The organism is Pseudomonas sp. PvP027, from assembly GCF_017833005.1.
GTDB classification, from domain to species: domain Bacteria; phylum Pseudomonadota; class Gammaproteobacteria; order Pseudomonadales; family Pseudomonadaceae; genus Aquipseudomonas; species Aquipseudomonas congelans.
The window spans coordinates 5339553-5364229 of sequence record NZ_JAFIBK010000001.1; the positions used below are offsets into that span (position 1 = coordinate 5339553).

At 60.0% G+C, this 24677-nt stretch carries 22 protein-coding genes; 20 read left to right on the forward strand and 2 right to left on the reverse strand.

Translation table 11 applies throughout. The features are described from left to right. The first annotated feature begins 106 nt into the window (after positions 1–106). Positions 107–1117, forward strand: coding sequence for a beta-N-acetylhexosaminidase (gene nagZ, locus JOE33_RS23280; protein WP_122590147.1), 1011 nt, complete (start codon positions 107–109; stop codon positions 1115–1117). Between the two features lie 9 nt (positions 1118–1126). Further along, positions 1127–1867 (forward strand): S-methyl-5'-thioinosine phosphorylase, encoded by a 741-nt coding sequence (locus tag JOE33_RS23285; RefSeq protein ID WP_187625400.1) that lies wholly within the window; start codon positions 1127–1129, stop codon positions 1865–1867. Position 1868: 1 nt separating this feature from the next. Here the strand turns inward: JOE33_RS23285 and JOE33_RS23290 are convergent, their stop codons facing one another. After that, on the reverse strand, positions 1869–2408 hold the full coding sequence (locus tag JOE33_RS23290; RefSeq protein WP_054992606.1) for a cytochrome b: 540 nt from the start codon (positions 2406–2408) through the stop codon (positions 1869–1871). A gap of 204 nt (positions 2409–2612) precedes the next feature. On the opposite strand from JOE33_RS23290, the gene JOE33_RS23295 reads away from it, so the two are divergent. The 3 genes from JOE33_RS23295 to JOE33_RS23305 are packed head-to-tail and all read left to right on the forward strand — an operon-like array spanning position 2613 to position 5640. Further along, the gene (locus JOE33_RS23295; RefSeq protein WP_187625399.1) at positions 2613–3398 is read left to right on the forward strand and encodes an endonuclease/exonuclease/phosphatase family protein; all 786 of its coding nucleotides are present in this window, start codon (positions 2613–2615) and stop codon (positions 3396–3398) included. Further along, complete coding sequence (gene clsB / locus JOE33_RS23300; RefSeq protein WP_054992607.1) at positions 3395–4645, forward strand: cardiolipin synthase ClsB; 1251 nt, start codon at positions 3395–3397, stop codon at positions 4643–4645. Before JOE33_RS23295 ends, clsB begins: the two co-directional genes overlap by 4 nt. After that, positions 4642–5640 carry a lysylphosphatidylglycerol synthase domain-containing protein gene (locus tag JOE33_RS23305; RefSeq protein ID WP_187625398.1) on the forward strand — a complete coding sequence of 333 codons (999 nt, stop codon included), beginning with the start codon at positions 4642–4644 and terminating at the stop codon, positions 5638–5640. Before clsB ends, JOE33_RS23305 begins: the two co-directional genes overlap by 4 nt. An 11-nt stretch (positions 5641–5651) precedes the next feature. On the opposite strand, the gene JOE33_RS23310 is transcribed toward JOE33_RS23305, so the two are convergent. Further along, positions 5652–6560 carry a MurR/RpiR family transcriptional regulator gene (locus tag JOE33_RS23310; protein WP_010430794.1) on the reverse strand — a complete coding sequence of 303 codons (909 nt, stop codon included), beginning with the start codon at positions 6558–6560 and terminating at the stop codon, positions 5652–5654. Between the two features lie 283 nt (positions 6561–6843). Between JOE33_RS23310 and iolC the strand changes: the two genes are divergently transcribed. The 15 genes from iolC to JOE33_RS23385 all read left to right on the forward strand — a co-directional run bounded on the left by iolC (position 6844) and on the right by JOE33_RS23385 (position 24668). Further along, positions 6844–8781 carry a 5-dehydro-2-deoxygluconokinase gene (iolC, locus tag JOE33_RS23315; protein WP_187625397.1) on the forward strand — a complete coding sequence of 646 codons (1938 nt, stop codon included), beginning with the start codon at positions 6844–6846 and terminating at the stop codon, positions 8779–8781. Positions 8782–8842: 61 nt separating this feature from the next. Beyond that, positions 8843–9748 carry a myo-inosose-2 dehydratase gene (gene iolE / locus JOE33_RS23320; RefSeq protein ID WP_122694427.1) on the forward strand — a complete coding sequence of 302 codons (906 nt, stop codon included), beginning with the start codon at positions 8843–8845 and terminating at the stop codon, positions 9746–9748. Positions 9749–9761: 13 nt separating this feature from the next. After that, positions 9762–10571, forward strand: a complete 810-nt coding sequence (gene iolB, locus JOE33_RS23325; RefSeq protein ID WP_010430785.1) for a 5-deoxy-glucuronate isomerase — start codon at positions 9762–9764, stop codon at positions 10569–10571. A gap of 28 nt (positions 10572–10599) precedes the next feature. Beyond that, on the forward strand, positions 10600–12102 hold the full coding sequence (locus JOE33_RS23330; protein ID WP_122529848.1) for a CoA-acylating methylmalonate-semialdehyde dehydrogenase: 1503 nt from the start codon (positions 10600–10602) through the stop codon (positions 12100–12102). Positions 12103–12137: 35 nt separating this feature from the next. Then, on the forward strand, positions 12138–12968 hold the full coding sequence (locus JOE33_RS23335) for a TIM barrel protein (RefSeq protein ID WP_032611570.1): 831 nt from the start codon (positions 12138–12140) through the stop codon (positions 12966–12968). Positions 12969–13026: 58 nt separating this feature from the next. Next, a complete protein-coding gene (gene iolD, locus JOE33_RS23340) occupies positions 13027–14964 on the forward strand; it encodes a 3D-(3,5/4)-trihydroxycyclohexane-1,2-dione acylhydrolase (decyclizing) (protein WP_122529847.1) in 1938 nt (645 codons plus the stop codon). Between the two features lie 68 nt (positions 14965–15032). Continuing rightward, entirely contained in the window at positions 15033–16043 is a 1011-nt protein-coding gene (locus tag JOE33_RS23345; protein ID WP_187625396.1) for a Gfo/Idh/MocA family oxidoreductase, read from the forward strand. Between the two features lie 52 nt (positions 16044–16095). Beyond that, positions 16096–16956, forward strand: coding sequence for a sugar phosphate isomerase/epimerase (locus JOE33_RS23350; RefSeq protein WP_010430771.1), 861 nt, complete (start codon positions 16096–16098; stop codon positions 16954–16956). A gap of 66 nt (positions 16957–17022) precedes the next feature. Beyond that, positions 17023–18042 carry a Gfo/Idh/MocA family oxidoreductase gene (locus JOE33_RS23355; RefSeq protein WP_187625395.1) on the forward strand — a complete coding sequence of 340 codons (1020 nt, stop codon included), beginning with the start codon at positions 17023–17025 and terminating at the stop codon, positions 18040–18042. A gap of 252 nt (positions 18043–18294) precedes the next feature. Further along, entirely contained in the window at positions 18295–18465 is a 171-nt protein-coding gene (locus JOE33_RS23360; RefSeq protein WP_156357939.1) for a hypothetical protein, read from the forward strand. Between the two features lie 44 nt (positions 18466–18509). Continuing rightward, positions 18510–19445, forward strand: coding sequence for a sugar ABC transporter substrate-binding protein (locus JOE33_RS23365; protein WP_010430766.1), 936 nt, complete (start codon positions 18510–18512; stop codon positions 19443–19445). A 69-nt stretch (positions 19446–19514) separates the two neighbouring features. Further along, positions 19515–21092, forward strand: a complete 1578-nt coding sequence (locus JOE33_RS23370) for a sugar ABC transporter ATP-binding protein (protein ID WP_122579137.1) — start codon at positions 19515–19517, stop codon at positions 21090–21092. Between the two features lie 47 nt (positions 21093–21139). Further along, positions 21140–22165, forward strand: a complete 1026-nt coding sequence (locus tag JOE33_RS23375; protein WP_003370536.1) for an ABC transporter permease — start codon at positions 21140–21142, stop codon at positions 22163–22165. A 301-nt stretch (positions 22166–22466) separates the two neighbouring features. Continuing rightward, a complete protein-coding gene (locus tag JOE33_RS23380) occupies positions 22467–22871 on the forward strand; it encodes a TraR/DksA C4-type zinc finger protein (RefSeq protein ID WP_002554078.1) in 405 nt (134 codons plus the stop codon). 192 nt (positions 22872–23063) lie between these two features. Then, a complete protein-coding gene (locus tag JOE33_RS23385; protein WP_187625394.1) occupies positions 23064–24668 on the forward strand; it encodes a methyl-accepting chemotaxis protein in 1605 nt (534 codons plus the stop codon). The last annotated feature ends 9 nt before the right edge of the window (positions 24669–24677 follow it).

The following is a 24677-nucleotide window of genomic DNA, read 5'->3' on the forward strand; positions in this document are numbered from 1 at the left end:
AGCCTGCTCTGAATCAGGCTGCACCGGCGTGTCGGATTGCGTCGGGCTTCAGGATCAAGCACCATGCCCGGATTGTGAACGAGCACTGGTGTGTAAGGGTTTTTCTATGAGTTCTGGCCTGCAAGGCTCCCTGATGGTCGATGTCGCCGGCACCTGGCTGACCAGCGAAGACCGTCAGTTTTTGCGTCAGCCCGAAGTGGGCGGTTTGATCATCTTTGCCCGAAACATCGAGCATCCCCGTCAGGTTCGTGAGTTGAGTGCGGCTATTCGTGCCGTGCGCCCGGACCTGCTGCTGGCCGTCGATCAGGAGGGCGGCAGGGTGCAGCGTCTGCGTGAGGGTTTCGTACGCTTGCCGCCTATGCGCTCGATCGCCGACAAGCCTGAAGCCGAGCTTCTCGCCGAACACTGTGGCTGGCTGATGGCGACCGAAGTGCTGGCGGTCGGGCTGGACCTGAGTTTTGCCCCGGTACTGGACCTCGACTACCAGCGCAGCGCTGTGGTCGGCACGCGTTCGTTCGAAGGCGATCCGCAGCGCGCGGCGTTGCTGGCAGGGGCGTTCATTCGTGGGATGAACGCTGCCGGCATGGCTGCCACCGGCAAGCATTTCCCTGGCCACGGCTGGGCTGAGGCCGACTCTCATGTGGCTATCCCGAATGACGAACGCAGCCTGGAAGAGATCCGCGCCAGTGATCTGGTGCCGTTTGCACGCCTGAGTCAACAGCTGGCCGCAGTGATGCCAGCTCATGTCATTTACCCGAAAGTCGATTCGCAGCCCGCCGGCTTTTCAAAGCGCTGGTTGCAGGACATTCTGCGCGACGAACTGCAATTTGACGGTGTTATTTTCAGTGACGACCTGTCGATGGCCGGCGCTCATGTCGTCGGCGATGCGGCCAGCCGTATCGAGGCGGCGCTGACAGCCGGATGCGACATGGGCCTGGTGTGCAACGACCGGGCGGCCGCAGAGCTTGCGCTTGGCGCTGCGCAGCGCTTGAAGGTCAAGCCTTCGCCACGTATCGCGCGCATGCGCGGTCAGGCGTCTGCCAGTACTGACTATCGGCAACACCCGCGCTGGCAGGCCGCGCTCCAGGCTCTACGTGCTGCTCAACTGATCGATTAAGGATTTGCGATGACTGTTTACGCGATTATTGGCGGTACTGGCCTGACCCAGCTCGAGGGCCTGAGCATTCGGCAATCCCTGCCGATGAACACCCCTTATGGCGCACCTTCCGGCGAAATCCATATCGGCGACTATGCCGGTCGCGAAGTGATGTTTCTGGCGCGCCACGGCCACCCGCACCGCTTGCCGCCGCATCAGGTCAACTACCGGGCCAATATCTGGGCACTGAAGCAGGCGGGTGCCGAAGCGATTCTTGCGGTCAACGCAGTCGGTGGCATTCATCCCGCCATGGGCACCGGGCATTTCTGTGTGCCGCATGATCTGGTCGACTACACCAGCGGTCGTCAGCACACGTTCTTCGCCGATGACCTGGAAGAGGTCACGCACATCGACTTCAGTTATCCATACAGCGAAGCGCTGCGTGCCCGGCTGATTGCTGCGTTGGCCGCCGAGGGATGCGCGTTCTCCGACCGTGGTGTCTATGCCTGCACTCAGGGACCGCGTCTGGAAACTGTTGCCGAAATCATCCGCCTCGAGCGTGATGGCTGCGACATTGTCGGCATGACCGGCATGCCCGAGGCCGCGCTGGCTCGAGAGCTGGAACTTGAATACGCCTGCCTGGCGCTGGTGGTCAACCCGGCAGCGGGCAAGTCGACGACCGTCATTACCATGGCGGAAATCGAACAGGCCCTGCGCGAGGGGATGGGCAAGGTGAAGGCCACGCTTGCCCGGGTTCTTTCGGCGTCCTGAGTTACAGCATGCGCTTGAGGGTGTTGTCCTTGCGCACAAGATGGTGCCAGAGCGCGGCGAGCACATGCAGGCCGATGACATAGTAGAAGATCGAGCCCAGCAACTTGTGCACGTCTTCGAACGTCTCGGCCAGGCGGTCCGAGGTGGCCAGCGGCCAGGGAATCTGCAGGTCGGTAAGAGGGATGGGCAGCGCGCCTTTTTCCACCATCACCGTCAACAGCCCCAGTAGAGGCTGGGCAAACAGGAACGCATACAGCGCGTAATGGGTGACGGTTGCGACGATGCGCAACGCCCCTTCAAGCGGCGGTGTAATGCCGGGCGGACGATGACGTCGACGCTCGGCGACACGGAAAAACGCCATGATCAGAATCAGAATGCCGACCCAGAAGTGGCTCTGCACAACCAGCAACCGATATTCCGAGCCCTTGCCGAACTGAGTGCGGCTCAGAATCAGGGTGTACGCCAGCACGATCAGAATGGCCATGAGCCAGTGCAGCCATCTGGCCCGGGCGGTGTAGCGTTGAGAAGTCGATGCATCCACGGTTGGATTCCTTGTCTCTTTTTTTGCAGGGCTGGTAGACAGCTTAGGCTGTCGATCAGGCGCCTGCGTTTCATGTTGGCCTGATTTTTTTCGCGTGCCTCTCCGGCCACTGAATATGGCAAATACACAGCACGTGAGATACGCGACGGAACCTGTGCCCACGGGTGGCTTCATATGCCGTGAATATTCACCCGGGAGCAAGTCTTGACCAGTGCCAATCCGCCTGTCGGCCCAGCAACACCAGTGTCCGCCAGTGTTTCATTGAATGTACTGACCATGAACATGCACATGGGCTTTGGCATTTTCAATCGCCGCTTCATTCTGCCGGAGCTGCGTGAAGCTGTGCGCACTGTATCGGCCGATATCGTGTTTCTTCAGGAAGTACACGGCGAACATCAGAGCCACGCGCGCAGGGTCAAGGACTGGCCGACGATTTCGCAGTACGAGTTTCTTGCTGACAGCATGTGGAGTGATTTTGCCTACGGCCGCAACGCGGTGTATCCGGATGGCGATCATGGCAACGCGTTGCTCTCCAAATACCCGATCATCCAGCATGAAAACCTCGACATTTCCATTCATGGCACCGAGCAGCGCGGCTTGTTGCATTGCATACTTGACGTCCCACACGCGGGTCGGGTGCATGCGGTCTGTGTGCATCTGGGATTGCGTGAAAGCCATCGGCGTCAGCAGCTCAAACTGCTTAACGAGCTGATGGCGCGTATTCCCGAGGGCGAGCCGGTCATCGTTGCCGGTGACTTCAATGACTGGCGTCAGCGCGCCGATGAGTCGCTCCAGGGGAGCGGGCTGCACGAGGTTTTCGTAGAGCGCTTCGGGGCACCGGCGAAAAGCTTTCCGGCCCGTTGGCCAGTGCTCCGCCTGGACCGGATCTATATCCGCAATGCAACGTCGCATCGGCCGAAAGTACTGTCCAGTCGACCGTGGTCCCACCTTTCCGATCATGCACCGCTGGCGGTGGAGTTGACCTTATGAGCAATACGACAGGGCAGTGGCGTGACGGCAACTCGGTAGAGTTGCTGATCAATGGCGAGGATTTCTATGCCCGGGTATTCGAGTGCATACGTGCCGCGCGCAAAGAAGTGCTGATCGAGACCTTCATTATTTTTGAAGACCGGATCGGCGAGAGCCTGCAACAGGCGTTGCTCGAAGCCGCCGCAAATGGCGCGAAAGTCGTCGTCACGGTGGATGACTACGGCACCTCGGACCTGAGCTCGACGTTTGTCAAAACCATGATCGACGCCGGTATCCAGATTCAGCTGTTCGATCCGCGTCCCCGGTTCATGGGCATGCGCACCAACCTGTTCCGCCGCCTGCACCGCAAGGTGGTGGTGATTGACGGCGAGCTGGGCTTTATCGGTGGCATCAATTACAGCGTCGATCATATGACCGACACCGGTCTGACGGCCAAACAGGATTACGCCGTTCTGGTACGCGGGCCGATTGTTGGCGATATTCACCACAGCGCGATGAACATGCTCAGCAAGGTCGTTCGTGACAAGTTGCCGCCCATTGCACTCAAGCTGGACCGCGCCGGTGACGCCAGCATGCTGCTCGCCGAGCGCGATAATGACGAGCACAGCACCGATATCGAAGAGCAGTACCTCGAGGCGATTCGCGCTGCGAAGCAACGCATCACCCTGGCCAATGCGTATTTCTACCCCAGCTACCGCTTTCTGCGTGAGCTGCGTAATGCCTCACGGCGGGGCGTCAAGGTCACCCTGATCCTGCAAGGCCAGCCCGACATGCCGTTCGTGCGGGTCTGCTCACGACTGACTTACACCTACTTGCTGCGCGACGGCGTGGTCATTCATGAATACAAGCAACGTGCATTGCACGGCAAGGTCGCGCTGATCGACCAGGACTGGTCCACCGTGGGCTCCAGCAATCTAGACCCGCTGAGCCTCGCACTGAACCTGGAAGCCAACCTGTTCATTCGTGATCGCGCGCTCAATGAGCATCTGCAAAGTCATCTGATGGAGCTTGCCGCTGCGCACAGCAAGCAGATGAGCCTCAAGGGTGCGGCGCGCGGCCAGTGGTGGCGTGCGCCAATGATCGTATTGAGTTTCTTCTTCCTGCGCCGTTTCCCGGCCATTGCCGGTTTGTTCCCGGTTCACGGTGTGCGCCTCAAGCCCCTGCGCGCCGGTGACGTAGTGCCCGAAGCGAAAGTGATCGAACAGCAGCAGAATAACCATCCGATGGACCAGGAGAAAACCCTATGACCCAAGCCACGCATGCAGCGCCGCAAAGTGCGCAGGGAACCAGGTGGAAATGGGCAAAGCGGGTATTCAACCTGTTTTTCTTCATCGCCGTACCGGTTCTGTTGTTTCTGCTGGTCAAGAACCTTGACTGGCAAGAGGTGAAACAGGCGTTGGCGTCCTACAAGGCCAGCACCCTGGCCATCGCTGCGGTGGTGGCCTTTGCGAGCTATGCGACCTACTGCTGCTTTGACGTGTTGGCGCGTTATTACACCCGGCACAAATTGTCGATCAAGCAGATCGTGCCGGTGACATTCGTCTGCTACGCGTTCAACCTCAATCTCAGTTCCTGGGTCGGCGGCATTGCCCTGCGTTACCGCTTGTATTCGCGACTGGGGCTCGATGTTTCGACCATCACGCGGATACTCAGCCTCAGCCTGATTACCAACTGGCTGGGTTACATGCTGCTGGCCGGTTTTGTGTTTTCGATGCGCTTTCTGGAGTTGCCCAAGGAGTGGTCGATCGGCACCACGACCCTGCAACTGATCGGCTTTGGACTGTTGGTAGTGTGTTTTGCCTACCTGCTGGCCTGCCGGTTTTCCAAAAAACGCTCATGGACCATTCGTGATCAGGAATTCAATCTGCCGACGCTGAAGCAGGCCCTGATGCAGGCCAGTCTGGGGGCACTGAACTGGTCGTTGATGGCTGCGGTGATTTATACCCTGCTGCCGGACAAGGCGTTCTATCCGGCGATTCTCGGCGTACTGCTGATCAGCAGCATTGCCGGTGTGATCACTCACATTCCAGCGGGCCTCGGCGTGCTTGAGACAGTGTTCATCACCTTGCTGGCGCACCAGTTCTCCAAGGGCAGCCTGCTCGCAGCACTGATCGGCTACCGCGCGATCTACTTCCTGCTGCCGCTGCTGCTGGCACTGGTGGTGTATCTGGTGCTGGAAAAACGCGCGAAGAAAATGGGCGAGAAAAACCAGCAGCGGATGGGCGAGGAGGCCAAGTCCTGAGGGCTCAGCCCTCAGTCGTCGAATCCGACCTGCTCGTGAATTTCGTCAACCTTGAGTTCCAGGCGATACGCCACCGCAATGAATAGCGCCTGGCACAGGCATAGCGTGGCGCTCAGCGAGCGGAAGGCGAACGAGCTGCCCTCGTTGACCAGCAACACCGAGTCGGCGCGCTTGGCCAGCGGCGACAGGTTGCTGTCGGTGATGATCAGCGTCTTGGCCTGATGGTGCTGGGCGATGCGCAGACAGTGTTGGGTCTCTTTGCCATAGGGCGTGAAGCTGATGGCAATCACCAGGTCATTGGCGCGCACACTGCGCATTTGCTCGCGATAGCTGCCTCCCAGGCCGGATATCAGATGAATGCGCTTGTTGGTGTGTTGCAGGTTGTAGACCAGATAATCAGCCACCGCGAACGAACGGCGCACGCCCACGACATAGATGTTGTCGGCGTTGACCACCAGGTCCACGGCTTTTTCGAATTCATCGTCATCCAGCTCGACACTCAGGCGTTCCAGGCCGGAGAGTGTGGCGCTGACGCATTCGCGTGCCAGATCGCCTGCGTTGGCCTTCTGTGACTTGTTGGCGATCAGGCTGCGGATACGCTGCTGGTAATTCTGTACCGGCGTGGTCTTGTGCGTATAAGCCTCGCGAAACAACGCCTGCATCTCGCTGAAGCCGCTGAACCCGAAACGCTGGGAAAATCGCACGATGGCCGAGGGGTGGACTTCACACTCGCGGGCGATGTCACTGATCCGGTCAACCATGATGCGGTCGCTCTGCTGGCTCATATAGCTGGCAATCCGTTTGAGCTGACGCGGCAGTCCTTCGTATTCATCAGTGATCAGCCGCAACAAGCCTTCGGCACTGTTCGGCGGCATGTCGACGCTCGTCCCGGGCAGAGTGGGCTGATCGGCGCTGGTCATATTCAAATCCTTTCTGCTTGTTCTTTTTCAGGGCAATGGCGTGCAGAGCACGACCCTTGTGGGCCTGACGGTGGAGGCTGCCTTGGGGCAGGAACGACGACTATATCCTACCCGCCTGCGCAGTGTGCCAGCACTTGAGTGGCGGTATGGAAAAAATATTCCACTAAAAATAATTATAGAAAAAATATTGATTGATGTGTCTTGACGTTTTACGCTGCATTCACAAAGCAGCGTGTACACATGATGCAAGCGCTGCAGGCTGATAAAAATAACAGGAGCCACCATGGGCCAGACACGCTTTGCCACTGGGCGTCAGTTGGATCTGATTTGCCTCGGACGCCTGGGCGTCGACCTTTATGCGCAACAAGTGGGGGCACGGCTGGAAGACGTTTCCAGTTTCGCCAAGTACCTGGGCGGCTCGTCGGCCAATATTGCCTTTGGCACGGCCAGGCTCGGGCTCAGGTCGGCCATGCTGAGCAGGGTCGGCGACGACCACATGGGCCGCTTTCTGGTCGAATCCCTGGCCCGCGAGGGCTGTGATGTCAGCGCCATCAAGCGTGACCCCGAGCGTCTGACGGCGATGGTGCTGTTGGGGTTGAAGGACCGCGAAACCTTCCCGCTGGTGTTCTACCGGGAAAACTGCGCTGACATGGCCCTGCGCGCCGAGGACATCGACGAGCAGCAGATTGCCTCGAGCAAGGCGCTGCTGATCACCGGCACGCATTTCTCCACTGATCAGGTGTTCAAGGCCAGCAGTCAGGCGCTCGACTATGCCGAGAAGCACGACGTCAAACGCGTACTGGATATCGACTACCGCCCTGTGCTCTGGGGGCTGGCAGGCAAGGCCGATGGCGAGACCCGGTTCGTTGCCGATCAGAAGGTCAGCCAGCATGTGCAGCGCATCCTGCCGCGCTTCGACCTGATCGTCGGCACTGAAGAAGAATTCCAGATTGCCGGCGGTTCCACCGATTTGCTCGTTGCCCTGCGCAAGGTGCGTGAACTGACGGCCGCGACACTGGTGGTCAAGCTCGGCCCGCAAGGCTGCACGGTGATTCACGGGGCCATTCCTGCGCGGCTGGAAGAGGGCGCCATCTACCCCGGCGTGCAGGTCGAAGTGCTCAACGTGCTCGGTGCGGGCGATGCGTTCATGTCCGGTTTTCTCAGCGGCTGGCTCAAAGAGGCCAGCGACGAGCGCTGCTGCCAGCTGGCCAATGCCTGTGGCGGGCTGGTGGTATCGCGTCATGCCTGTGCGCCCGCGATGCCGACCCCAGCCGAACTCGATTACCTGTTCAACAGCCCGGAACCCATCACCCGCCCTGATCAGGATGTCGCCCTGCAACGGCTGCATCAGGTCAGCGTGCCGCGCAAGCAGTGGCGGGAGTTGTTCATCTTCGCCTTCGATCATCGCGGCCAGTTGGTCGAACTGGCGCAACAGGCCGGGCGTGATCTGGGCAGCATCAGCCAGCTCAAGCAGCTGTTCGTGCAGGCGGTCGAGCGGGTCGAAACCGACCTGTGCAAGCGCGGTATCGAAGCCGACGTCGGTCTGCTTGCCGACCAGCGCTTCGGTCAGGACTCACTCAACGCCGCGACCGGTCGCGGCTGGTGGGTGGCGCGTCCGGTGGAAGTGCAGGGCTCAAGGCCGCTGGCATTCGAGCACGGTCGCTCCATCGGCAGCAATCTGCTCGCCTGGCCGCAGGAGCAGATCATCAAGTGCCTGGTGCAATATCACCCCGATGACGAGCCGATGCTGCGCCTGGAGCAGGAAGCGCAGATCAAGGCGCTCTATGACGCTTCGAAAGTCAGCGGCCATGAGTTGCTGCTGGAAATCATTCCGCCCAAGGATCATCCGTCGCCGCATCCGGACGTGATGCTTCGCTCGCTGAAGCGGTTGTACAACCTTGGCATTTACCCGGCGTGGTGGAAGATCGAGGCGCAGAGCGCGCAGGTCTGGCAGCAACTGGACGAACTGATCCAGCAACGCGATCCGTATTGCCGCGGCGTGGTACTGCTCGGCCTCAATGCGCCTGTCGAAGACCTTGCCGCCGGCTTTGCCGAAGCACGCAACAGCCGCGTCTGCCAGGGCTTTGCCGTCGGCCGGACAATATTCCGTGAGCCAAGCCGGGCCTGGATGGCCGGAGAAATAGACGATGCAACGTTGATCAGTCGGGTGCAGAGCACTTTCAACTGGTTGATCGAGTCCTGGCGCGAAAGCCGCGCCTGATGGGTTCCGGATTTCGACGTCACGACAACAACGTCGCGATAACAACAAAAAAGGTGCAGCCATGCCCGTTTCGACTTCCATACCCAGGATCCGCATCGGCATCAATCCGATCTCCTGGAGCAACGATGATTTGCCGGCCCTTGGCGGAGAAACTCCGTTGAGCACGGCACTGAGCGAAGGCAAAGCCATTGGCTACGAGGGCTTCGAGCTCAACGGCAAGTTTCCGAAAGATGCCAAGGGCGTCGGCGATGTGTTGCGGCCCCATGATCTGGCGCTGGTTTCCGGCTGGTACTCCAGCCGTCTGGCGCGGCGTTCGGTGGCCGAGGAAATCGAAGCCATCACTGCGCACGTGCAACTGCTCGCCGAAAATGGCGCTTCGGTGCTGGTGTATGGCGAAGTCGCCGACTCGATTCAGGGGCAGCGTATTCCGCTGGTCGAACGACCGCGTTTTCATACCGATGCCGCCTGGCATGAGTACGCTGAAAAACTCACCGAGCTGGCACGTTTCACCCTGTCCCGAGGCGTGCGCCTGGCGTATCACCACCACATGGGCGCCTACGTCGAGTCGGCGCAGGACATCGACCGGCTGATGGCGCTGACCGGCGAGGAGGTCGGGCTGCTGTTCGATTCCGGGCATTGCTACATGGGCGGTGGCGACCCTCTTCAGGTGTTGAGCAAGCACATCCGGCGTATCTGTCATGTGCATTTCAAGGACGTGCGCAAGCCGGTGGTGCAACTGGCGCGTAACAATCTGTGGAGCTTTCCGGACTGCATCATCAACGGCACCTTCACGGTGCCAGGCGACGGCGATATCGACTTCTCGGCGCTGCTCAAGGTCTTGTTGCAGGCCGATTACAACGGCTGGCTGGTAGTCGAGGCCGAACAGGATCCAGCCGTGGCGCCGAGCTATGCGTACGCCAAAAAAGGCTATGACACGTTGCGCCAACTGCTGGCCGATGCACGATAAGGAGGACTGAAACATGAACCTGCTGACCAAGAGCAAATCCAGCGGCCGCGACGTCGTGGCGCTGGCCCCCGGCTCGCTGGAATACGTGAACTTTGCCGCCTACCGCCTGGAGGCCGGAGAAACCCTGCCGCTGAGCGCAGAAGAAAACGAGCTGTGCGTGGTGCTGCTGACCGGACATGCCAGCGTCACAGGCGAAGCGCCGGGGCAGGGCGCTTTCAGCTGGGAAAACATCGGCGATCGGCAATCGGTGTTCGAAGAAAAATCGCCGTTTGCGGTCTACCTGCCGCCGCATAGCCAGGCGCAGTTTGTCGCGCGCAGCGCGGTGCAGCTTGCCGTATGCACGGCACCTGGCGATGCCGGCAAACGTTTTCCGGCACGCTTGATCATGCCCGGCAGCATGAAGCGCAGTGTACGCGGCAAGGGCGCCAATACCCGTTATGTGTGCGACATATTGCCGGACAGTGAAGCGGCTCATTCGCTGCTGGTGGTCGAGGTGCGTACACCTTCCGGGCATTCCTCCAGTTACCCGCCGCACAAGCACGACCGGGACAACCTGCCGCACGAGAGCTTCCTCGAAGAAACCTACTACCACCAGGTCAACCCGCCGCAGGGCTTCGTTTTCCAGCGGGTTTACACCGACGACCGCAGCATCGATCAGGCCATGGCCGTGGAAAACAATGACCTGGTGACCGTGCCCAAGGGCTATCACCCGGTCTCCGTACCCTATGGCTACGAATCCTGGTACCTGAACGTAATGGCCGGCCCGACGCGCGCCTGGCAGTTCCACAACGATCCGCAGCACAGCTGGCTGCTGGATCTCTGATTTCCCATTTTTGTTCTGGAGGCATGAGATGAACGAGTCACCGGTGATCGGCCACTACATCAACGGACACCTGAACAATGGCGAGGGTGAGCGTTACAGCGATGTCTTTAACCCGGCAATCGGCACGGTCCAGGCGCGTGTGGCGCTGGCCAGCGTGAAGACCGTGGATGAAGCGGTTGCGGCGGCAAAGGCGGCGTTTCCGGCCTGGGCCGAGCAGTCCTCGTTGCGCCGGGCGCGGGTGATGTTCAAGTTCAAGGAGCTGCTTGACCAGCACCACGACGAGCTGGCGCAGATTATCTGCCGCGAGCACGGCAAGGTGTTGTCCGACGCGCGCGGTGAGGTGGTGCGCGGGATCGAGATCGTCGAATTTGCCTGCGGTGCTCCCAGCCTGTTGAAGAGCGATTTCAGCGACAATATCGGCGGCGGTATCGATAACTGGAACCTGCGTCAGCCACTGGGCGTCTGCGCCGGGGTCACGCCGTTCAACTTTCCGGTCATGGTGCCATTGTGGATGATTCCCATGGCGCTGGTGACCGGCAACTGCTTCATCCTCAAGCCTTCCGAGCGCGACCCGTCGGCCAGCCTGCTGATGGCGCGCCTGCTCAAGGAAGCCGGTCTGCCCGATGGCGTCTTCAATGTGGTGCAGGGCGACAAGGTGGCGGTCGATGCGCTGCTGCAGCACCCTGACATCGAAGCCATTTCCTTTGTCGGCTCGACCCCGATTGCCGAATATATTCATCAGCAAGGCACTGCCCACGGCAAGCGCGTGCAGGCGCTGGGCGGGGCCAAGAACCATATGATCGTGATGCCCGACGCTGATCTGGATCAGGCCGCCGACGCCTTGATCGGGGCGGCTTATGGCTCGGCTGGGGAGCGCTGCATGGCGATCTCGATTGCCGTGGTGGTCGGCGATGTCGGCCAGCGCCTCATCGACAAGCTGTTGCCGCGTATCGATCAGCTCAAGGTCGGCAACGGCATGCAGGCCGATTCTGACATGGGGCCGCTGGTCACCGCAGCGCACAAGGCCAAGGTCGAGGGTTTCATCGATCAGGGCGTCAAAGAGGGCGCCAGGCTGCTCGTCGATGGGCGCCACTTCAAGGTGCCGGGTGCCGAGCAGGGCTTTTTCGTTGGCGCGACGCTGTTCGACCACGTCACGCCGCAGATGCAGATCTACAAGGAGGAAATCTTCGGCCCGGTGCTGGGCATCGTGCACGTCGCGGATTTTGCCAGCGCCGTTGCGCTGATCAACGCACACGAGTTCGGCAATGGCGTGTCGTGCTTCACCAGCGATGGCGGCGTGGCGCGCGCATTCGCTCGCAGCATCAAGGTCGGCATGGTCGGCATCAACGTACCGATCCCGGTACCCATGGCCTGGCATTCGTTTGGTGGCTGGAAGCGTTCGCTGTTCGGCGATCACCACGCCTACGGCGAAGAAGGCCTGCGCTTTTACAGCCGCTACAAAAGCGTCATGCAGCGCTGGCCGGACAGCATCGCCAAAGGCCCCGAGTTCAGTATGCCGACTGCCAAATAGTCTTCATCAATGGAATGTTGCGGAGAACAAAAACAATGAACCACCCTCTGCGTTTCGCCCTTAATCGAATGGTCGCGCCACGCCTGTCTCTGGAAAGTTTCGTCGACCTGGCGGTTGAGTTGGGTGCCGATGCCATCGAGATTCGCAACGACCTCAAGGGCATCGAGATCGAAGACGGCACTGCCCCCGAGGTCGTCCGTGATCTTTGTGCTGCCAAGGGGGTAGAGGTGTTGTCCATCAACGCCCTGTACCCGTTCGATGTCTGGAACCAGGAGCGCGCTGCCCAAGCGACCAAGCTGGCGCAGTACGCCCGCGACTGCGGTGCCCGCGGTCTGGTGCTGTGCCCGCTCAATGACCGTGCCGATCCGCGCAACGGCGCGCAGCGTGCTGCGGGGTTACGCACCGCATTGACGGCCTTGGCCCCGATTCTTCGCGAGCACGGAATTCTCGGCTTCGTCGAACCGCTCGGCTTTGAGGAGTGCTCGCTGCGGCTCAAGCGTCAAGCGGTGGATGCGATCAAGGCTGTCGGCGGTCTGGATGTTTACCGACTGGTTCACGATACCTTTCACCACCATCTGGCCGGCGAGGTCGAGCTGTTCCCGGAGCTGACCGGGTTGGTACATATCTCCGGTGTCGAGGATGCGCAGACACCGCTCAACAGCATTCGCGATGGTCATCGCGTGCTGGTCGGCGAAGGCGACATTCTGGGTAATGCGTCGCAGATCGAGCGCTTGCTGGACAGCGGCTATGAGGGGCATCTGTCGTTCGAACCGTTTGCTGAAAGCGTTCACGTGCTGGATGACATTCCTCAAGCAATAGCGGCAAGCATGACGCATTTGTCACGAGCCGTTTCGCAGCGTCACTGACTTCAGCCGTCAGGCCGGCTTAAACCCTGGCCACCTCAAACAAGAACAAGGTGCGAACATGAGTACAACCCGACTGACCATGGCCCAGGCCCTGGTGAAGTTTCTCGATAACCAGTACGTCGAAGTCGACGGCGTACAGAGCAAATTCGTCGCCGGCATTTTCACCATTTTCGGGCATGGCAACGTGCTGGGGCTTGGGCAGGCACTGGAGCAGGACAGCGGCGACCTGGTAGTCCATCAGGGCCGTAACGAGCAGGGCATGTGCCACGCCGCCATCGGTTTTGCCAAGCAGCACCTGCGTCGCAAGATATACGCGTGCAGTTCATCGGTCGGCCCTGGCGCAGCGAACATGGTCACCGCTGCCGCAACGGCCTCAGCCAACCGCATCCCGTTGCTGCTGTTGCCGGGCGATGTCTACGCCAGCCGCCAGCCCGATCCGGTGCTGCAGCAGATCGAGCAGTTTCACGACCTGAGTATCAGCACCAACGACGCGTTCAAGGCGGTGAGCAAATATTGGGACCGTATCAACCGTCCCGAGCAGTTGATGAGCGCTGCGCTCAATGCCATGCGCGTACTGACCGATCCGGCCGACACGGGTGCCGTTACCTTGGCGCTGCCTCAGGATGTGCAGGCCGAAGCCTACGACTACCCGGACAGCTTTCTGCAAAAACGCGTGCACCGTATCGACCGGCGTCCGCCAAGCAAGGCCATGCTTGACGACGCGTTGCAACTGATTGTCGGCAAGCGCAAGCCGTTGCTGATCTGCGGCGGCGGGGTGCGTTACTCCGGCGCGGCGGATGCCTTGCAAGCCTTTGCCGAGCGCTTCGATATCCCGTTCGCCGAAACCCAGGCCGGCAAGAGTGCGATCGTTTCGGCGCACCCGTTGAACATGGGCGGCATCGGCGAAACCGGCACGCTGGCGGCCAATCGGCTGGCCAAAGAGGCTGACCTGATCATCGGCGTCGGCACCCGTTACAGCGATTTCACCACCGCGTCGAAATGGCTGTTCCAGAACCCGGATGTACAGTTTCTCAACCTCAATGTCGGTGCCTTCGATGTGCAGAAACTGGACGGCGTGCAGGTCCTGGCCGATGCGCAGACGGCATTGCAGGCGCTGACCGAAAGCCTGCAAGCCAGCGGTTATCGTGCGGCCTGGGGCGATGCGCCGCAGTCGGCACGTGCCGAGCTGGACGCCGAGGTGGATCGCCTGTACGCGGTCGAGTACCAGCGTGAGGATTTTGTCCCGGAAATCAACGACCACCTGGATCCTGCCGTGCTGCGCGATTTCATCGAGCTGACCGGTTCGTGTCTGACTCAGAGTGGTGTATTGGGCATCCTCAACCAGAGCCTGCCTTCCGATGCGGTGATCGTTGCAGCAGCGGGCAGTTTGCCGGGTGACCTGCAGCGTGCCTGGCGCAGCACTGGTGTGGACACCTATCACGTCGAGTACGGTTATTCGTGCATGGGCTATGAAGTCAACGCGGCACTGGGCGTGAAACTCGCAGCGCCGCATCGCGAGGTCTTTGCGCTGGTCGGCGATGGCTCTTACATGATGCTCCATTCGGAACTGGCCACCTCGATCCAGGAACGGCGCAAGATCAACGTGGTGTTGCTGGACAACATGACTTTTGGCTGCATCAACAATCTGCAGATGGAGCACGGCATGAACAGCTTCGGCACCGAGTTCCGTTTCCGCAATCCGGAAACCGGCAAGCTCGACGGTGACTTTGTGCCAGTGGATTTCGCCATGAGTGCTGCCGCCTATGGCTGCAAGACCTACAAGGTGAGTACCGCCGAACAACTGCGCCAGGCGCTCGCCGATGCGCAACGTCAGACGGTGTCGACGCTGATCGATATCAAGGTCCTGCCCAAGACGATGATCCACAAATACCTGTCTTGGTGGCGTGTCGGGGTTGCCGAAGTGTCGACCACCGGCACTACCGCTCAGGTGTATGAAAAGCTCAACCGCGAGCTGGTCAAGGCTCGTCAGTACTGATCACTTTTATCGTTCAGCGCTCGTGATCCGTTCACGGGTACATCCAATAACAAAAAAGGAACATGAAAATGGCATTGAAACTCGGCGTGATCGGTACAGGCGCAATCGGTCAGGATCATATCCGGCGTTGCAGCAAGACGCTGGTCGGCAGTCAGGTGGTGGCCGTCACCGACATCAATCTCGAACAGGCAGCGAAAGTGGTTCGCGATCTGGACCTCGGCGCCGAAGTGTATGCCGACGGGCACGCATTGATCGCCGCTCCGGATGTCGAGGCGGTACTGGTCTGCTCCTGGGGGCCCAGTCACGAAGAATATGTGCTGGCGGCCATCGCTGCGGGCAAGCCGGTATTCTGCGAAAAGCCGCTGGCAGTCACTGCCGAAGGCTGCCGGCACATTGTCGAAGCCGAGATCGCCAGTGGCAGACGTCTGGTACAGGTAGGGTTCATGCGTCCTTATGACCAGGGCTATCGCGCGCTCAAGGCAGTGATCGACAGCGGCCAGATTGGCGAGCCGCTGATGCTCCACTGCGCGCACCGCAACCCGCGTGTAGGCGAGAATTACAAGACCGACATGGCCATCACCGATACTCTCATTCACGAACTCAACGTGCTGCGCTGGCTGCTCGACGAGGACTATGTGTCGGTGCAGGTGGTATTCCCGCGCAAGACCAGCAAGGCCCTGGCGCACATGAAGGACCCGCAGATCGTGATGCTGGAAACGGCCAGAGGCACACGCATCGACGTCGAAGTATTCGTCAATTGCCAGTATGGCTACGACATCCAGTGTGAAGTCGTCGGCGAGACTGGCATTGCCAGACTGCCGGAGCCCTCTCAGGTCCAGTTGCGCAGTGAAGCGAAGCTGTCCAACGCGATTCTGATGGACTGGAAAGACCGCTTTATTGCTGCTTACGACGTCGAGTTGCAGGACTTCATCGACGGCGTCAAAGCGGGGACCCTCTACGGCCCTTCGGCCTGGGACGGCTATGCCGCCGCCGTGGCCGCCGATGCCTGCGTGTTGGCGCAGAACACGGGTGCAGTCGTGCCGATCACCCTCGCCATGCGTCCGGTGTTCTATAGCTGACCATCTTGCGGTTAACCAGGACATCTCTTGAAAGGAATAAAAGGGAGGCATCATGCGTATTGCACTAGACCCTTACATGTATCGCCATCTGTCCCTGGGGGCGATGGTCGATAAAACCGCGCAGCTGGGTTATGAGTACATCGAGCTGTCGCCGCGTGAAGATTTCATGCCGTTTTACAAATACCCTCGGGTAGATCGGGCGCGGATCAGGGAGTTTCGCAAGGCCCTGAGCGATGCCGGGGTGAAACTCTCCTCGCTGCTGCCGTTGTACCACTGGGCTGCGCCAGATGAAGACCTGCGTATTGCAGCGGTTCGCAACTGGAAACGTGCCATTCAGGTCGCCGTTGAAATGGACTGCGACCTGATGAATACCGAGTTCAGCGGGCAATCCGACCATGCGCTGGTCTGTGAAAACCAGTTCATGAAATCCATGGATGAATTGATGCCGCATTTCGAGCGCGAAGGTATAAAGCTCGATATTCAGGCGCACCCCTACGATTTCTGCGAACGCAACAACGAGTCGGTGGATATCATTCGCGGGCTCGATCGGGACTGGATCAACTACCTGTACGCGGCACCACACACTTTCTTCTACGACGATGGCGTTGGCGATATCGCTTCGATGCTGCGCTATGCCGGCGACAAGCTCACGCATCTGATCATTGCCGACACCTATAATCACCGTGCTTCTTCCAACCTTCGCTACATCGTCAACCCGCCCGGCGTGACGGCGACTGTGCATCAGCACCTGGACATCGGCCAGGGCGAGGTGAACTGGGAGGCGTTCTTCTCGACGTTGCGGGACATCAAGTTCGACGGTATTGCCACAGTGGCGGTATTTGCCTGGGAGGAACGCGCAGATGAATCGAGCCGATTCATGCTGGAGCGGGTCAAAAGCGAGCTGCTCCGTTGAAACGGCGGCATCAACCACACAACCGACGGCTGCGGCCATGAGGTTCATGGACTACAGGAGACATGCATGCGAGCAGGGCTGGTTGGCTATGGCAAAGGCGGGCGTTACTTTCATGCGACGCTGATTTCAAGTTTGCCGGGTGCTACGTTTGTGGGCGTGGTCACACGCTCTGCAGAGCGCAAACAGGAAGTTGCCAAAGACCATCCCGGCGTGGCGACCTTCGACACGCTGGCCGACCTGGTCGCTGCCGGGGTTGATGTGGTGGTGATTTCCACACCGCTGGCCTCGCGGCGAGCACTGATCCTCGAAGCGATAGAACTGGGTGTCGGGGTGGTCAGCGACAAGCCCTTCGCCAGTGATGCAGCGCAGGCACGCGAGCTGGTGGACGCAGCCGAGCGCCGTGGCGTGCTGCTCAGCGTTTATCAGAACCGCCGCTGGGATTCGGACTTCCTCACTGTGCGCAAGTTGCTCGACAGTGGCGCGCTGGGCGCTGTCAGCCGATTCGAGTCCAGCATCGAGCGTTATTCGCCACGTTCTGTCGGCAAGGCCAGCGGCGGTGGTGTGCTGCGTGACCTGGGCAGTCATCTGGTGGATCAGGCGCTGGTGCTGTTCGGTCCGGTCGAACGGGTGTACGCCGAACTGCAATTTGCTACGCCTCAGGACGAACTGGACCACACGTTCTTCGTGTCCCTGAGCCATGCCGGTGGCGTGACCTCGCACCTGTCCGGCAGTTGCCTGCAAAACAGTGCCAAGCCGCGCTTCAGGGTCAGTGGAACGAAGGGTTGTTACAGCGTCGACGGGCTGGACGGCCAGGAAGAGGCCGCCTTTGCCGGGCTGACACCAAAATCCGAGGGTGAGCGCTGGGGTGTCGAGGAGCATCGTCGCTGGGGCTGGTTCGAGCAGGGCGAGCATCGCGAGCGTGTGCCGTCGGAGCGCGGTTGCTGGCTCGAGTTCTACCGCCAGTTGCAAAGCGCCGTTGACGAGCAGGGCTGTAATCCGGTCAACCCACAGGATGCGATAGCCTCGGCGCAGGTCATGGATGCCGCGCGCCTGAGCGCTAAAGAAGGAAGGGTTATAGTGCTGTAGTCATCGTGCGCTGCAGCACACCTGTCAGTCCGTCATCGAAGAGAGCCTGACGCTTGCCATGCGTCGGGCTCTGTCGTTTCTGCAACCGAATAAAATGAAATGGAATAAAATTCTAAAACCAGTTGAATTGGAAAATATTTTCCAATAGAGTCGTTTTCAGGTTACCGACTATCGAATCACTCGCGCTTTGAAGGTTTTTCAGATCACGAGAAGCAAGCCCGACAAAAACAAAACAAAAGATAGGTACTGTCGATGAAAACCCCTACCTCTGGCGTCACCGCCAAGCGTTCTGCCACCTCGTCATTCTGGATCCGGACCATGGAGCGATTTCTCACCGTCGTCGCCCGGGGCCTGTGTGTGCGCCATAAGGATGCGCAACTGTTCTGCATCCCCGGTGCCACCGGGATCCGCCTGTCACGCTGATTCGCTGCATCCGTACAACAACAATAATTTGGAGACAGATCCTCATGAAGACCAAGATTGCTTTGACCTCATTGGCGATGGCGCTGATGCTGGGCAGCGGTGCAGCTTTGGCCGATCTCAAGATCGGTGTGGCCATGTCGCAGTTCGACGACACCTGGCTGACCTACCTGCGTGACGACATGAATGCCAAGGCCAAAGTCATGTCCACGACCGAGAAAGTGGACCTGCAGTTCGTCGATGCCCGCGCGGACGTCAACAAGCAGCTCGATCAGGTCAAGGACCTGATCAACAAGAAAGTCGACGCACTGATCGTCAATCCGGTCGACACCGCTGCGACTGCGCGGATCACCAAGGAAGCGGTCGCTGCCGGTATCCCGCTGGTTTACGTCAACCGTCGCCCGGACGATCCGAAACTGCCTGCAGGCGTTGCCACAGTGACGTCGGATGATATGGAGGCCGGTCGACTTCAGGCGCAATACATCGCTGACAAGATGGACCACAAGGGCAGCGTCATGATTCTGCTGGGTGATCTGGCCAACAACTCCACGCAAAACCGCACCAAGGGCATCAAGGAGGTATTGGCCAAGTACCCGGACATCAAGATAGATCAGGAACAGACCGGTACCTGGCTGCGCCAGAAGGGTATGGACCTGACCAACGACTGGCTCACCCAGGGGCGCAAATTCAACGCGGTGCTGGCCAACAACGATGAAATGGCCATTGGCGCGGCGATGGCGCTGAAGCAGGCCGGCGTCGGCAAGGGCAGCGTTTTTGTCGCCGGTGTCGACGGTACGCCTGACGGGCTCAACGCCGTGACCAAGGGCGACTTGGCCGTATCGGTCTATCAGGACGCGAAAGGACAGGCCGACGGGGCGATCGATGCCGCGGTGAAACTGGCCAGGAAGGAAAAGGTCGAGCCCCAGGCGATCATCATTCCTTATCGTCTGATCACCCCTGAAAACGTCGCCACCTTCAAATAACAACGATCGCCAGACCCGGGAGGGCACGCCAATGTCCTCCCGCAGTCTGCCGCTTGAGGAGTTGTGATCATGTTCGGTTCTGCTACTGCCAATCCGCCCGCGCAACGCGATCTGCCGTCCGGCGACGGGGGTGGCGGGGCGCCTGACGCCCAGGCCCCGTATCTGCTGGAAATCAGCCATGTCAGCAAGGGCTTCCCTGGCGTCATTGCGCTCAACGATGTGCAACTGCGCGTTCGCCCTGGCAGCGTGCTGGCGCTGATGGGCGAGAACGGAGCCGGAAAATCGACCCTGATGAAAATCATCGCGGGCATCTATCAGCCGGATTCGGGCGAGATCCGCCTGCGTGGCAAGCCGGTCCGCTTCGATACGCCTCTTTCCGCGTTGCAGGCAGGCATCGCCATGATCCATCAGGAACTGAATCTTATGCCGTTCATGAGCATTGCCGAGAACATCTGGATCGGCCGCGAGCAGCTCAACGGCCTGCACATGGTCGATCACCGCGAGATGCACCGCTGTACTGCCGAGCTGCTGGAGCGCCTGCGCATCAAGCTCGATCCCGAGGAACTGGTCGGTACGCTGAGCATTGCCGAGCGGCAGATGGTGGAAATCGCCAAGGCCGTGTCATACGACTCGGACGTGCTGATCATGGACGAGCCGACCTCGGCGATCACCGAAACCGAAGTTGCTCACCTGTTCTCGATCATCAGCGACCTGCGTGCCCAGGGCAAAGGCATCATTTACATCACCCACAAGATGAACGAAGTCTTCGAAATCGCTGACGAAGTGGCGGTGTTCCGCGACGGCGCCTACATCGGCCTGCAGCGCGCCGAAAGCATGGACGGCGACAGCCTGATCACCATGATGGTGGGCCGTGAACTGACCCAGCTGTTTCCCGAGCGGGAAAAGCCGGCAGGCGACGTGCTGCTGTCCGTCAACCAGCTGAGCCTGAACGGCATTTTCAAGGATGTGAGCTTCGACCTGCGTGCCGGGGAGGTGCTTGGCATTGCCGGGCTGATGGGCTCTGGGCGCACCAATGTGGCCGAGACGCTGTTCGGCATAACCCCCAGCGACAGTGGCGAGGTGCGCTTCGATGGCAAGGCGGTGCACATCGGCGATCCTCATCAGGCCATCGAACTGGGTTTTGCGCTGCTCACAGAGGACCGCAAACTGACCGGCCTGTTTCCATGCCTGTCAGTGATGGAAAACATGGAGATGGCGGTGCTGGCCAACTATGCCGGTAACGGTTTCGTGCAACAGAAGGCCTTGCGCGCACTGTGCGAAGACATGTGCAAAAAGCTTCGGGTCAAGACGCCGTCGCTGGAGCAGTGCATCGACACATTATCCGGAGGTAACCAGCAGAAGGCGCTGCTGGCGCGCTGGCTGATGACCAACCCCCGGGTGCTGATTCTGGATGAGCCCACACGCGGTATCGACGTGGGTGCCAAGGTGGAAATCTACCGCCTGATCTCCCTGCTGGCCAGTGAGGGCATGGCCGTCATCATGATTTCCTCGGAGTTGCCGGAGGTTCTCGGCATGAGTGACCGGGTCATGGTCATGCACGAAGGCGAAATGATGGGCATCCTCGATCGCGGCGAAGCGACCCAGGAAAAAGTCATGCATCTGGCCTCCGGCCACAAGGTTCATTGAGTTCGTACTGCAGGGCTCGGTAGAAGAAGAACAAGAGGATAACGAACATGAGCGACGCGATTTTGCAAAATAAACCGGCCATGACGCCGACCAGAAGCAAACGGCGGCTGCCTACCGAATTGAGTATTTTTCTGGTGCTGATCGGCATCGGGCTGATCTTTGAACTGTTCGGCTGGATCGTCCGCGATCAAAGCTTCCTGCTCAATTCCCAGCGTCTGGTACTGATGATCCTGCAGGTGTCGATCATCGGCTTGCTGGCTATCGGCGTGACTCAGGTCATCATCACCACCGGCATCGATCTCTCGTCCGGCTCGGTGCTTGCGCTTTCAGCGATGATTGCCGCGAGCCTGGCGCAAACCTCCGACTTCTCCCGGGCGGTGTTCCCGTCGCTGACCGACCTGCCGGTGTGGATTCCGGTCGTCGTCGGTCTCGGGGTCGGGCTGCTGGCGGGCGCCATCAACGGCAGCATCATTGCCATAACCGGCATTCCGCCGTTCATTGCCACGCTGGGCATGATGGTCTCTGCGCGCGGTCTGGCACGCTTCTACACCGAAGGTCAGCCGGTGAGCATGCTCTCCGACTCGTACACGGCCATCGGCCAGGGCGCGATGCCGGTGATCATCTTTCTGGTGGTGGCGGTCATCTTTCACATTGCCCTGCGTTATACCAAGTACGGCAAGTACACCTACGCCATTGGCGGCAACATGCAGGCGGCACGCACTTCGGGGATCAACGTCAAGCGCCACCTGGTCATTGTCTACAGCATCGCCGGGCTGCTGGCCGGGCTGGCGGGGGTGGTTGCCTCGGCGCGGGCGGCAACCGGTCAGGCCGGGATGGGCATGTCTTATGAACTGGACGCCATCGCCGCTGCGGTCATCGGCGGCACCAGTCTTTCCGGTGGGGTGGGACGGATCACCGGTACGGTGATCGGTGCGCTTATCCTCGGCGTGATGGCCAGCGGCTTTACTTTTGTCGGGGTGGACGCCTATGTTCAGGACATTATCAAAGGCCTGATCATTGTCGTGGCCGTGGTAATCGATCAATATCGCAACAAGCGCAAAACCAAGCGCTGATTTAATCACCTGCATCAAAGGGCCTTTTAAGGCCCTTTTGTGCGTTGGAAGTTGCAGGAACCGATTCGCTGTCAGTGGGTCAGAGCCTCATCAAGCAACATGCTGGTCAGATGTTCGCCCGCATTTCAGGGGTTTTACGGCATTTGCTGTACAAAAATCCTTCAATTGTGTTGCCGAGCCCGCTAGCCGGCCTTAGACTGCCGCCCCTCGTAAATTGAGTGCCAGGTGGCGCTTGGAGATTATTGGTTTGTACGGCAACGTCAGGCCGCTCCTCAATGCACGTTTTTTTATAGAGAAATAAATGACAAAGGAAAAGTTGCTGGCCATGCCGGCCGATGACTACATGAACGCCGAGCAGCACGCTTTCTTCGTCGAGCTGTTGCAGGGCATGAAGGTCGAGATCCATGAGCGTATCGAGCAGAGCCGCATTGCGATCGAGAGCCTGGACACGCCTGCCGACCCTGCCGACGCCGCTTCGGTCGAAGAAGAGCGTCACTGGCTTGTCAACGTGATCGATCGCGACCAGCGCATGCTGCCCCAGTTGGAAATGGCCCTTTCGCGTATTGCCGATGACACCTTCGGCTGGTGCGACGACAGCGGCGAGCCAATTGGCCTCAAGCGCCTGCTGATCAGCCCGACCACCAAGTATTGCATCGAAGCGCAAGAGCGCCACGAGCAGATCGACAAACACCAGCGCCAGGCCTGATACGCAGGCAGCCGCGACTGAGTGACCAGACCGGGAGGCAAGCAATTGCCTCCCGGTTTTGTTGTGCCCGGAATTTGTCGAAAACGCCTTGATCGCCTTCGTTGGGCCGCTAAGACCAACAGCGCATGGCACAAGGCCGTTATCTGGCGTTTAATAGCACCATAACGACAATTACAGAAGGGGTGACGCAGCATGGCCGAGAACCTATCCATGGCAGCCGGATTACCGCTGGCCGATACGCCCGACGCTGCATCGAACTGGTGGGTGCCGGCGGTGCAAAGCGTCGTTCTGTGCCTGCTGTTCGCCGCCATGAGTGTTGCTGGCCTGTCGATGTATGTCGTCGTTCCTCTGGCGTTGCTGGCGGTCTGGTTGCCGCGCCTGGTGCGCAGCAGGCAGCCGCTGCCACGCGGTGCAGTGGGCAACAGTGATATCGCCTTGTTGGCCCGTGACCTGTCGCGCACCACCAGCCATAACGCCCTGTCTGCGGCCCAGGTGGCCTTTTCCGTTGGCCAGCTGGCTGGCAAGGTGCAATCGCAACTGGGGGCTGCCGAACAGATCGTCAGCAGTGCCGAGCAAATGATCGCCACTGAGCAGCAGACCGCCCAGTTGAGTCAGCAGGCGTTGGTTGCCGCCAGCGAGGCGCGGCAGCGTAGCGAGTCGGGCAGCAGCGTGCTGAATGAGTCCATCGAACGCATGCACCGCTTGAGCAAACGTGCTGTCGGCAGCCGTGAGCTGATCGAGGCGCTGAGCCAGCGCAGTGAGGAAATCCAGCGTGTGACGCTGGTCATTCAGTCGATTGCCAGCCAGACCAACCTGCTGGCGCTCAATGCCGCCATCGAAGCTGCACGGGCTGGTGAGCACGGACGCGGTTTCGCAGTGGTCGCCGACGAAGTCCGCGGGCTCGCTGGCCGTACTGCCAGCGCTACCGGGGAGGTCGGGCAGATGGTCGCGGATATCCAGCAGCGCACCGCGCAGGTCGTTGAGCAGATTCGCGAGCTGTCGTCCGATCTGGATGTGGGGGTCGAGCAGGTCGAGCTGACCGGCGAGCACCTGGGCAATATCGCCCGGCTTGCGGTTGAGCTGGAAAGCCAGGTCGGCGAAATCGCTCAGGGCGCGAGTAGCAATCAGAATCAGTTGGCGAGCCTGTTCGACGCCGTCGAGCACATGCGCAGTGATCTTGCCGTCAGCGATGAGCAGACCCGGCACCTGGCCAAAGCCGCAGTGCAGATGGAGGGGCAGGCCGAGACCATCAGCCAGCGCCTGGCGCAGGTCGGTCTGGATGAATACCACCAGCGCATTTATGACCTGGCTCGCGAGGGTGCGCGAATGATTACCGAAAAGTTCGAGGCCGATATCGAGCAGGGGCGGGTCAGCCTGGAGGACCTGTTCGATCGCAATTACAAACCCGTCGCCAATACTTCACCGACCCGCTTTACGACGCGGTTCGACCGTTACACCGATCAGGTGTTGCCAGCACTGCAGGAACCGCTGCTGTCACGTCATGAAGGTCTGGTATTTGCCATCGCCTGTACGCAACAGGGTTATGTGCCGACGCACAACAACGCCTTCAGCCAGCCTTTGACGGGCGATGCGACGGTGGATAATGCGCGCAATCGGAGCAAGCGCAAGTTCGATGACCGTACCGGCATTCGCTGTGGCAGCCACCAACAGCCGGTCCTGCTGCAAACCTACACGCGAGACACCGGCGAACTGATGCACGATCTGTCTGTGCCGATCATGGTCAACGGGCGGCACTGGGGTGGGCTGCGCCTCGGTTACAAACCGCAAGGTCGTTGATACGTGTAA

Coding starts and splice junctions, on each gene's coding strand:
- JOE33_RS23365 (WP_010430766.1), top strand. CDS start 18,510: ATGAAGACCAAGATTGCTTTGACCTCATTGGCGATGGCGCTGATGCTG.
- JOE33_RS23285 (WP_187625400.1), top strand. CDS start 1,127: ATGACTGTTTACGCGATTATTGGCGGTACTGGCCTGACCCAGCTCGAG.
- JOE33_RS23310 (WP_010430794.1), bottom strand. CDS start 6,560: ATGACCAGCGCCGATCAGCCCACTCTGCCCGGGACGAGCGTCGACATG.
- JOE33_RS23305 (WP_187625398.1), top strand. CDS start 4,642: ATGACCCAAGCCACGCATGCAGCGCCGCAAAGTGCGCAGGGAACCAGG.
- JOE33_RS23375 (WP_003370536.1), top strand. CDS start 21,140: ATGAGCGACGCGATTTTGCAAAATAAACCGGCCATGACGCCGACCAGA.
- JOE33_RS23360 (WP_156357939.1), top strand. CDS start 18,295: ATGAAAACCCCTACCTCTGGCGTCACCGCCAAGCGTTCTGCCACCTCG.
- clsB (WP_054992607.1), top strand. CDS start 3,395: ATGAGCAATACGACAGGGCAGTGGCGTGACGGCAACTCGGTAGAGTTG.
- JOE33_RS23330 (WP_122529848.1), top strand. CDS start 10,600: ATGAACGAGTCACCGGTGATCGGCCACTACATCAACGGACACCTGAAC.
- JOE33_RS23380 (WP_002554078.1), top strand. CDS start 22,467: ATGACAAAGGAAAAGTTGCTGGCCATGCCGGCCGATGACTACATGAAC.
- JOE33_RS23370 (WP_122579137.1), top strand. CDS start 19,515: ATGTTCGGTTCTGCTACTGCCAATCCGCCCGCGCAACGCGATCTGCCG.
- iolC (WP_187625397.1), top strand. CDS start 6,844: ATGGGCCAGACACGCTTTGCCACTGGGCGTCAGTTGGATCTGATTTGC.
- iolE (WP_122694427.1), top strand. CDS start 8,843: ATGCCCGTTTCGACTTCCATACCCAGGATCCGCATCGGCATCAATCCG.
- JOE33_RS23385 (WP_187625394.1), top strand. CDS start 23,064: ATGGCCGAGAACCTATCCATGGCAGCCGGATTACCGCTGGCCGATACG.
- iolD (WP_122529847.1), top strand. CDS start 13,027: ATGAGTACAACCCGACTGACCATGGCCCAGGCCCTGGTGAAGTTTCTC.
- JOE33_RS23335 (WP_032611570.1), top strand. CDS start 12,138: ATGAACCACCCTCTGCGTTTCGCCCTTAATCGAATGGTCGCGCCACGC.
- JOE33_RS23355 (WP_187625395.1), top strand. CDS start 17,023: ATGCGAGCAGGGCTGGTTGGCTATGGCAAAGGCGGGCGTTACTTTCAT.
- iolB (WP_010430785.1), top strand. CDS start 9,762: ATGAACCTGCTGACCAAGAGCAAATCCAGCGGCCGCGACGTCGTGGCG.
- JOE33_RS23345 (WP_187625396.1), top strand. CDS start 15,033: ATGGCATTGAAACTCGGCGTGATCGGTACAGGCGCAATCGGTCAGGAT.
- nagZ (WP_122590147.1), top strand. CDS start 107: ATGAGTTCTGGCCTGCAAGGCTCCCTGATGGTCGATGTCGCCGGCACC.
- JOE33_RS23350 (WP_010430771.1), top strand. CDS start 16,096: ATGCGTATTGCACTAGACCCTTACATGTATCGCCATCTGTCCCTGGGG.